Below are 8076 nucleotides of genomic sequence, written 5' to 3' on the forward strand. Positions count from 1 at the left end.
TGATCCAGGGCACCCAGGAGGTGCGCACCAACGCCGAGGTGCGCCAGCTCACCGTGGCCGGCATTGTGCGCCCGGAGGACATCTCCTCCTCCAACACCATCAAGCACACCCAGATCGCCGAGGCCCGGATCAGCTATGGCGGGCGCGGTGACATCAGCCGGGTACAGAAAACGCCCGCGGTGCAGTCGCTGGTGGAGCGTTTCACCCCGTTCTGACGCCTATGAAACCTTAACCGGGCGGCGGCGTTTCCTCTATCGAAGGGGAGCGTCCAATCATGAAACGCCGCGCGATCATCGGACTGGGCATTTCCTGCCTATTGGCTTCCTGCGCACACCAGGGCCAGAGCAGCTTTCCGGGCATGGCCTGGTCGCTCAACCACGCTGAGGGTGAGGGCGCCAAGCTGGCCTATGGTCAGCCTCAGAGCGACAACGTCCTGATCATGATGACCTGCCAGCCCCGCTCGGGTCAGGTCCTGGTTTCCATGACCGCCCCGATGGACGCGCCCTCCGACGCCATCCACCTGGCGTCCAAGCGCCACGCCAGCCGCCTCGCCGCGGTGGCCACCCCTGGCATGGGGGACGGCGCGGTCTATGTTGAGGCCAAGGCGCCGGTCACCGACCGCGCCCTGGCGAGCTTCGCGGAGACCGGCGACCTGTCGGTGGTCACCAGAGGCCGCAAGGCCGCCATGCCGGTGAGCGGGGCCGAGCGCGGCGCCGTCAACGGCTTCTTCGCCTCCTGCCGCGCCTAGAGGCCGCCCGATTGCGGTGCTAGCGTGGCCGCATGAAGCTCGCCCTCGCCCTGCTCCTGCTGTCCGCCACCGCCGCCCAGGCCCAGACCCAGGATGGTCGGGTCTGGATCCTCGCCAACGACAAGACCCTGCCCGAGGTGGCCCTGGTCTATGGCGCGCCCAATTCCGATGATCTGGTGATGGCCTTGCGCTGTCCGCGCGGGACGGGCCAGGTCACCGCGTCCTTCCTGGTCGAGGCCAGGCTTGCTGATCGTCAGGAAAACAACGTCTGGGTCGACAAGATCGGCCGCCCTGCGCCCTGGCCCACCAGCGTCACCCTGGCGTCCGGCCTCGCCTCGGCCACCCTGCGCGGCCAGGCCAGCGCCGACGACCTGAACGGCGGCTCCCTGCTCTCAGCTGAAGTCGCGACCCGCGCGCCGGTCATAGCGGCCTTCAAGAAGACTGGGGTCGTGACCCTGACGGGCCTTGGCGAAACCAAGAGCGCGCCGCCCGTCCCGCTCAGGCAGGTCCGGCCCTTCCTCAGCGCCTGCAAATAGGCTCGACAAAATAGCCATCCGATGGCTATATTTAGGTCATGAGCGAGCACAGCGTCGTTGAGGCCAAGAATAACCTGTCCGACCTGATCGACCGCGCACTGAAGGGCGAGGCCGTGGTGATCACACGCCACGGCAAGCCGATGGTGGAACTGAAAGCCCTGGTCTCGCCGGGCCGCGAGATCACCCCGGAAGACATCGCCTGGCTGAGCGCGCGTCGCGTGCCGCGGCGCAATTCCCAGATGAACTCCGGCGAGCTCGTCTCGGCCATGCGTGATGAGGACGATGAGCGCCTACTTAGACGCTAGCGTTCTGGTTGCGCTCTTCACCGAAGATCCCTTCTCGCAGCAGGCGGGAGACCTCCTCGCGCGGCAACCCATTGTATTGGTCAGCGACTATGCTGGCGCCGAACTGTCGTCGACCCTCGCGCGGCTCACGCGAACACGGGAATTGACGGTCGAGAATGCGCGCGCCGCCTGCGCGACATTTGACATCTGGCTGGAGCGGTCCGCCACGAAAGTCGAAACGGCGCCCGCGGACATCGCGCTGGCTCAGACCTATCTGAGACGCTTCGATCTGACGCTTCGCGCGCCCGACGCATTGCACATCGCGATCGCAGCACGTTGCCGGACGCCAATCGCCACCTTCGACAGTGGCATGGCTCGATGCGCTGAAATCCTCGGCGTGGAGCTGGTCTAGGCCCGGCGACCCGCGCCGGCGGCGGAGACATTGTCTACGCCCATGGCGTTGAGCGCGCCGCGGACGATACCCTCCGCGTCGAGACCGGCCTGGGCGTACATGATCTCGGGTTTGTCGTGGTCCTGAAAGATGTCGGGCAGCACCAGGGTGCGCACCTTCAATCCGCGATCCAGGGCGCCGTGCTCGGCCAGGGCCTGCAGCACGAAAGCGCCGAAGCCGCCCATCGAGCCCTCCTCCACCGTGACCAAAGCCTCGTGCTCGCGGGCCAGGCGCAGCAGCAGCTCGATATCCAGAGGCTTGGCGAAGCGGGCGTCGGCGACGGTGGCCGAGAAGCCCCGCGCGCCCAGCAGGTCGGCGGCCTTCAGGCTCTCGGCAAGGCGAGTGCCCAGCGACAGGATGGCCACCGTGGTCCCCTCGCGGACGATACGGCCCCTGCCGATCTCCAGGGGGGCGGCGAAGTCGGGGATGGCCACGCCCACGCCCTCTCCGCGCGGATAGCGGAAGGCCGAGGGGCGGTCGTCGATGGCCACGGCGGTGGCCACGGCGTGGGCCAGTTCGGCCTCGTCGGACGGCGCCATCAGGATCATGCCGGGCAGGGCGCCCATGAAGCCGATATCGAAGGAGCCGGCATGGGTCGGGCCGTCGGCGCCCACCAGGCCCGCGCGGTCCATGGCGAAGCGCACCGGCAGGCGCTGAATCGCCACGTCGTGGACCACCTGGTCATAGCCGCGCTGCAGGAAGGTCGAATAGATGGCGCAGAACGGCTTCATGCCGTCGGCGGCCAGGCCCGCGGCGAAGGTCACCGCGTGCTGCTCGGCGATGCCGACGTCGAAGGTGCGCTCGGGGAACCGCTTCCCGAACAGGTCCAGCCCCGTACCCGAGGGCATGGCGGCGTTGATGGCGATGATCTTCGGATCGCGCTCGGCGTGCTTGATCAGTTCCTGGGCGAAGACCTTTGTGTACTGCGGGGCGACCGGGGCGGACGTGGCCTGCTGGCCGGTCACCACGTCGAACTTCACCACCGCGTGCAGCTTGTCGTCGGCGCTCTCGGCCGGGGCGTAGCCCTTGCCCTTCTGGGTCACCACGTGAACCAGGACCGGGCGGTCGGTGATCTCGCGGGCGTTCTTCAGGATCGGCACCAGGGCGTCCATGTCGTGCCCGTCGATGGGGCCGACATAGTAGAAGCCCATCTCCTCGAAGAAGGTGCCGCCGGTGACCATGCCGCGGGCGTATTCTTCGGCCTTGCGGGCGGCCTCCTGCAGCGCCTTGGGCAGAACCCGCGCCATCGACTTGCCCAGATGGCGCAGGGACTGGTAGCCGCCGCCCGACACCAGCCGGGCCATATAGGCGCTCATCCCGCCCACGGGGGGCGCGATGGACATGTCGTTGTCGTTGAGGATAACGGTGAGCTGGCCGGTGGTCTCGCAGGCGTTGTTCATCGCCTCATAGGCCATGCCGGCGCTCATCGAGCCGTCGCCGATCACCGCCACCACCCGGTTGTCCTTGCCGTTGGCGTCTCGGGCCGCGCAGAAGCCCAGCGCCGCGGAGATCGAGGTGGCCGCGTGGGCCGCGCCGAAGGGGTCGTACTCGCTCTCGCTGCGCTTGGTGAAGCCTGACAGCCCGCCGCCCTGGCGCAGGGTGCGGATGCGGTCGCGGCGGCCGGTGAGAATCTTGTGCGGATAGGCCTGGTGGCCCACGTCCCAGATCAGGATGTCGTCGGGGGTCTGGTAGACATGGTGCAGGGCCACGGTGAGCTCGACCACCCCCAGCCCCGCGCCGAAGTGCCCGCCGGTCTGGGACACGACATCGATCATCTCGGCGCGCAGTTCGTCCGCCAGCTGCTTCAGCTCCGAAGCATTGAACCCGCGCGTGTCGGCGGGCGAGGCGACCTTGTCGAGCAGAGGCGTGCTTGGCGGCATGTTACGCGGACAAATCTCTTGAAATCAGTTTCGGCGCTCTAGCACGAAATCCACACTGGCTCGCAGGAATTCAGCCCGGCGGCCGAAGGGATCCAGGTGCGCCTTGGTCTGCTCGACCAACAGATTCAACCGCTCCCGGGCGGCGTCGGCGCCCAGCAGGGTGACGTAGTTGGTCTTGCCCTTGGCCGCGTCCTTGCCGGCCTTCTTGCCCATCACGGCGTCCTCGCCGCCGTGGTCCAGCAGGTCGTCGACGATCTGGTAGGCCAGGCCCAGGTCCTGGGCGAAGCCCATCAGGGCGTGGCGCTCCCCATCCCCGGCATGGACCATGATCAGCGGCAGTTCGAAGGAGACCGCGATCAGGGCGCCGGTCTTCAGGCGCTGCATGCGGGCCACGGCGCCCAGGTCGTCGCGCACCCCCAGCAGGTCGATCATCTGGCCGCCGCACATGCCCCGGGCGCCAGCCGCCTGGGCCAGGCGCAACACCATATCGGCGCGGTCGGCGCCGTCCTTGTGGGTGTCCGGGTGGGCGAGGATCTCGAAGCCGGCGGCCTGCAGGGCGTCCCCGGCCAGGATGGCGGTGGCCTCGTCATAGGCCACGTGCACGGTGGGCCGGCCCCGGCGCATCTCGTCATCGTCCATGGCCGGCAGGTCGTCGTGCACCAGGCTGTAGGCGTGGACGCACTCCACCGCGCAGGCGGCGCGCAGCACCGGACGCTCGTGCAGGTCGAACATCTTGCCGGTCTCGATGGCGAAGAAGGGTCGCAGCCGCTTGCCGGGCCCGAGCGCGGCGTAGCGCATGGCCTCGGTCAGCCGGGCCTCCGGCCCCTCGGCGCGGGGCAGCAGCTCGTCCAGCGCAACGGTGACCAGGTCGGCGGCCTCGGTCACGCGGTGGGCAAGCTCGGCCATCAGGTGAAGTCCGCCGCCTCGACCCCCGGGGCGCCGTCGGCGCCCATGACGATCTTTTCCACTCGCAGGCGCGCGGCCTCGAGCCGGGATTCGCAGTGCGCCTTCAGCTTGGCGCCACGTTCGTAGAGTTCGATGGACTGCTCCAGGGGCGCCTGGCCGGACTCCAGCTGGGACACGATCTTCTCAAGTTCGGCCAGGGCCAGCTCGAACGAAAGCCCATCGATGTCAGCGGCGTCGGCCATGTCGGTTCCTGAAGGTGAGCGCGCCAACCTAGAGAGGCCCGGTGCGCCCGGCAACGGGTCAACCGTGGTTAGGCGGCCGACAATGCGCGGACGTGAGCCACGGCCGAACGGCCCAGGGCCTCCAGGCCATAGCCGCCCTCGAGGGAGGACACGATCCGTCCCTGGCTGTGCTTGCGCGCCACCGAGGCGATGGCCCGGGTGGCCCAATCGAAGTCGGGCGCCTCGAGGTTCTGGAAGGCGTCGCCCACAGGGTCATAGGCGTGGGCGTCGAAGCCGGCCGAGATCAGGATCAGGTCCGGCGCGAAGGCGTCGACATGGGGCATCAGGCTCTCGAAGGCCTTGCGCCACGCTTCCGCCGGCGCGCCCGGCGGGACCACCGCGTTCTTGATATTGGCCGGGACCGCCTCGTCCGGATGGCCAGTGCCGGGCCACATCGGCCACTGCTGCACCGAGGCGAAGAACAGGTCCTCGTGGCCGGCGAAGGCGGCCTGGGTGCCGTTGCCATGATGGACGTCGAAATCCACGACCGCGATCCGCTTCAGACCGCAGGATTGGGCGACCCGGGCGGCGACCGCGATGTTGGAGAAGATGCAGAAGCCCATCGGCCGGTGCGGCTCGGCGTGGTGGCCCGGCGGGCGGACGGCGCAGAAGGCCCGCTGCTGCTCGCCCGCGGCCACGTCCCGCACGGCCTGGACGACAGAGCCCGCGGCGCGGCGCGCGGCGTTCAGGCTGCCCGGCGACATGTAGGTGTCTTCGTCCAGCATCAACATCCCCTGGCGGGGCGCGGCCTCGAAGATGGCCTGGACGTACATGGGCAGGTGGACGCGAGCGAGATCGCTTGGCTCGACCAGCGGCGCGTCGCGGGGCTCGAGATCCAGGTCGGAGGCGTCGCTCAGCGCGTCTACCACGGCGGTCAGCCGTTCGGGCCGCTCGGTGTGGTTGGCGCCCGGGCGGTGGTCGAGCATGTCCGCATGGGTGTAGAGCGCGACAGTCATCAGAATCGATCCTAACCCCGAAACCGCGCCGAGCCGAATGTCCGAAATCAAGATCCGCAGGGCGGTCCCCGCCGACGCCCCCGTCCTGGCCGACCTCGCCGCCCGGACCTTCAGCGACACCTTCGCCCACCTGTATGACCCGGCTGACCTCGCCGCCTTCCTCGAGGACTCCTATAGCGTCGCGGCGATGGCCGCTGACCTGGCGGCCCCTGCCAAGGCGCTCTGGTTGGTGGAGGCCGCGCACGAGGCGGTCGGCTACGCCCAATGCGGCCCCTGTAATCTTCCGCACGCGGAAGTCACATCAAGCTGTCGCGAACTTAAGCGCCTATATCTCCTGCGGGCCTTCCAGAGTGGTGGGATCGGCGGGCGCCTGTTTTCAGAGGCCCTGGCGTGGATGGCGGCCGGCGGCCCACGCGACCTCTGGATCGGCGTCTGGTCGGAGAACCAAGGGGCGCAGCGCTTCTATCAGCGCGCGGGCTTCGAAAAGGTCGGGGAGTACGGATTCAAAGTCGGGTCAACGACAGACCTCGAGTTCATCCTGAGGCGCCCAGCGGATAGGTTTTCTAACAAAGCCATTAGAAAGGCCGGTCCCGTTGCAGGCGAAGCCAACTGAACGCCGATAATCGAAGAATTATTGCAGGGATTTAAGGTTCTACGCTTTGACGAGGCTCCCGGCTTTTGCGAGTTTGGCGTCAATCATCGCAGTAGCTGAAAGCGACGGGTGGGATGTTGAGAATTGGATATGTCCGGCTGCGTGACGAACGCTCGGCGGACGATACGGCGACGTTGAAAGCAATCGGGTGTCATGTGGTCCGGGCCGAGGAGCCTGCCGGCCCGATGACCGATGAGTCCACGGTCTTGTCCTCGATCCTCGACTTCATTGGCGAGGGCGATCAGTTGGTCGTGACCCGCCTCGAACATCTTGCCGGGTCCAGCCGCAACGTCCTCGAGGTGATCGACAAGCTCGAGGAACGCCAAGCCAGCCTCTACATCGTGGAGCCTGAAATCTGCAGCGAGGGCGCAGGCGGCCGGGCCCTGCGCGCGGCCCTGCAGGCGGTGCTTTCCGTGGAACCCTTAGGCATGCACCGGCGCCCGCGCGGCCGCTCAGGCATCGACGACATCCGCGCCCTCCAGGCCGCCGGGGTGGGCCCCGTGGAGATCGCCCGTCGCCTCGGCGTGTCGCGCATGACCGTCTGGCGCAAGCTGCGCGAAGTCGAGACCCGCGCCACCGCCTGACCGGCTGGGAGGAGCGTTGCGCCACTTTGGAGCCTGCGCGGACGCGCCATACTGGACAGACGGCGCGCGGGCCTCCATCTTTGAGGATCAAACAATCGTTCGTCCCCCTATTAGGGAAGCCTGCCATGTTCATGCGCTTTTTCACCGAGCTTCGGGAAGCCAAGGTCCCGGTGACGCTGAAAGAGTACCTCATGCTCATGGAGGCGCTCGACAAGGTGGTCATCGACCGCACCGTCGACGAATTCTACTACCTGTCGCGCTCGGCCCTGGTGAAGGACGAGAAGAACCTCGACCGCTTCGACCAGGTTTTCAGCCATGTCTTCAAGGGCTTGGAGAAGGTCGACGGGATCGGTGTCTCCGACATCCCGGCCGAATGGCTGAAGAAGCTCTCCGACCAGTTCCTCACCGATGAGGAGAAGGCGCAGATCGAGGCCATGGGCGGCTTCGAGGCGCTGATGGAAGAGCTCGCCAAGCGCATGAAGGACGCCCAGGAAGGCAAGGGCGAGGGCGACGAGGGCAAGGGCGGAATGGGGCCCAAGGGCGACTCGCCCTTCGGCGCCAACGGCTACCACCCCGAGGGCATCCGCGTCGGCCAGGAGAAGGGCCGGCACGGGCGAGCGATCAAGGTGTGGGACAAGCGCGAGTACAAGAACCTCGACGACCAGGTCGAGCTGGGCACCCGCAACATCAAGATGGCCATGCGCCGCCTGCGCAAATGGGTCCGCGAAGGCTCGGCCGAAGAGCTCGACATGGACGGGACCATCAAGGGCACCGCCGAGAAGGGCTATCTCGACATCA

The 8076-nt window shown here is 67.6% G+C and carries 11 protein-coding genes and 1 pseudogene; 8 read left to right on the top strand and 4 right to left on the bottom strand.

Annotation, left to right across the window (positions count from 1 at the left end):
• The 5 genes from RMO97_RS20760 to RMO97_RS20780 form a co-directional block, all read left to right on the top strand.
• Positions 1-215: flagellar basal body L-ring protein FlgH (locus RMO97_RS20760; protein ID WP_310542906.1), on the top strand; the 215-nt coding region annotated here is incomplete at its 5' end.
• A 59-nt stretch (positions 216-274) separates the two neighbouring features.
• The gene (locus RMO97_RS20765; RefSeq protein ID WP_310542907.1) at positions 275-748 is read left to right on the top strand and encodes a hypothetical protein; all 474 of its coding nucleotides are present in this window, start codon (positions 275-277) and stop codon (positions 746-748) included.
• Between the two features lie 32 nt (positions 749-780).
• Positions 781-1284, top strand: a complete 504-nt coding sequence (locus RMO97_RS20770; protein ID WP_310542908.1) for a hypothetical protein — start codon at positions 781-783, stop codon at positions 1282-1284.
• Between the two features lie 38 nt (positions 1285-1322).
• A complete protein-coding gene (locus RMO97_RS20775; protein WP_310542909.1) occupies positions 1323-1589 on the top strand; it encodes a type II toxin-antitoxin system Phd/YefM family antitoxin in 267 nt (88 codons plus the stop codon).
• A complete protein-coding gene (locus tag RMO97_RS20780; RefSeq protein WP_304782009.1) occupies positions 1567-1980 on the top strand; it encodes a type II toxin-antitoxin system VapC family toxin in 414 nt (137 codons plus the stop codon). Before RMO97_RS20775 ends, RMO97_RS20780 begins: the two co-directional genes overlap by 23 nt.
• On the opposite strand, the gene dxs is transcribed toward RMO97_RS20780, so the two are convergent.
• The 4 genes from dxs to RMO97_RS20800 all read right to left on the bottom strand — a co-directional run bounded on the left by dxs (position 1977) and on the right by RMO97_RS20800 (position 6042).
• Positions 1977-3899 (bottom strand): 1-deoxy-D-xylulose-5-phosphate synthase, encoded by a 1923-nt coding sequence (gene dxs, locus RMO97_RS20785; RefSeq protein WP_310542910.1) that lies wholly within the window; start codon positions 3897-3899, stop codon positions 1977-1979. The genes RMO97_RS20780 and dxs overlap by 4 nt on opposite strands.
• 24 nt (positions 3900-3923) lie before the next feature.
• Entirely contained in the window at positions 3924-4805 is an 882-nt protein-coding gene (locus tag RMO97_RS20790) for a farnesyl diphosphate synthase (RefSeq protein ID WP_310542911.1), read from the bottom strand.
• A complete protein-coding gene (locus RMO97_RS20795; protein WP_310542912.1) occupies positions 4805-5047 on the bottom strand; it encodes an exodeoxyribonuclease VII small subunit in 243 nt (80 codons plus the stop codon). The genes RMO97_RS20790 and RMO97_RS20795 overlap by 1 nt, the downstream gene beginning before the upstream one ends.
• Before the next feature lie 68 nt (positions 5048-5115).
• Entirely contained in the window at positions 5116-6042 is a 927-nt protein-coding gene (locus RMO97_RS20800; RefSeq protein WP_310542913.1) for a histone deacetylase family protein, read from the bottom strand.
• Positions 6043-6079: 37 nt separating this feature from the next.
• Between RMO97_RS20800 and RMO97_RS20805 the strand changes: the two genes are divergently transcribed.
• The 3 genes and pseudogenes from RMO97_RS20805 to RMO97_RS20815 all read left to right on the top strand — a co-directional run.
• Entirely contained in the window at positions 6080-6655 is a 576-nt protein-coding gene (locus tag RMO97_RS20805; protein ID WP_310542914.1) for an N-acetyltransferase, read from the top strand.
• A gap of 113 nt (positions 6656-6768) precedes the next feature.
• On the top strand, positions 6769-7278 hold the full coding sequence (locus RMO97_RS20810; RefSeq protein WP_310542915.1) for a recombinase family protein: 510 nt from the start codon (positions 6769-6771) through the stop codon (positions 7276-7278).
• Positions 7279-7403: 125 nt separating this feature from the next.
• Positions 7404-8076, top strand: a pseudogene (locus RMO97_RS20815) (VWA domain-containing protein); the annotation flags it as partial.

The sequence above is a fragment of the Phenylobacterium sp. genome (assembly GCF_031425575.1).
Lineage (GTDB): Bacteria > Pseudomonadota > Alphaproteobacteria > Caulobacterales > Caulobacteraceae > Phenylobacterium.

Bases quoted from the DNA above. Each gene is read 5' to 3' on its own strand.
- RMO97_RS20765 (WP_310542907.1), top strand. From the start codon at position 275: ATGAAACGCCGCGCGATCATCGGACTGGGCATTTCCTGCCTATTGGCT.
- RMO97_RS20780 (WP_304782009.1), top strand. From the start codon at position 1,567: ATGAGCGCCTACTTAGACGCTAGCGTTCTGGTTGCGCTCTTCACCGAA.
- RMO97_RS20795 (WP_310542912.1), bottom strand. From the start codon at position 5,047: ATGGCCGACGCCGCTGACATCGATGGGCTTTCGTTCGAGCTGGCCCTG.
- RMO97_RS20805 (WP_310542914.1), top strand. From the start codon at position 6,080: ATGTCCGAAATCAAGATCCGCAGGGCGGTCCCCGCCGACGCCCCCGTC.
- RMO97_RS20800 (WP_310542913.1), bottom strand. From the start codon at position 6,042: ATGACTGTCGCGCTCTACACCCATGCGGACATGCTCGACCACCGCCCG.
- RMO97_RS20810 (WP_310542915.1), top strand. From the start codon at position 6,769: ATGTTGAGAATTGGATATGTCCGGCTGCGTGACGAACGCTCGGCGGAC.
- RMO97_RS20775 (WP_310542909.1), top strand. From the start codon at position 1,323: ATGAGCGAGCACAGCGTCGTTGAGGCCAAGAATAACCTGTCCGACCTG.
- RMO97_RS20770 (WP_310542908.1), top strand. From the start codon at position 781: ATGAAGCTCGCCCTCGCCCTGCTCCTGCTGTCCGCCACCGCCGCCCAG.
- RMO97_RS20790 (WP_310542911.1), bottom strand. From the start codon at position 4,805: ATGGCCGAGCTTGCCCACCGCGTGACCGAGGCCGCCGACCTGGTCACC.
- dxs (WP_310542910.1), bottom strand. From the start codon at position 3,899: ATGCCGCCAAGCACGCCTCTGCTCGACAAGGTCGCCTCGCCCGCCGAC.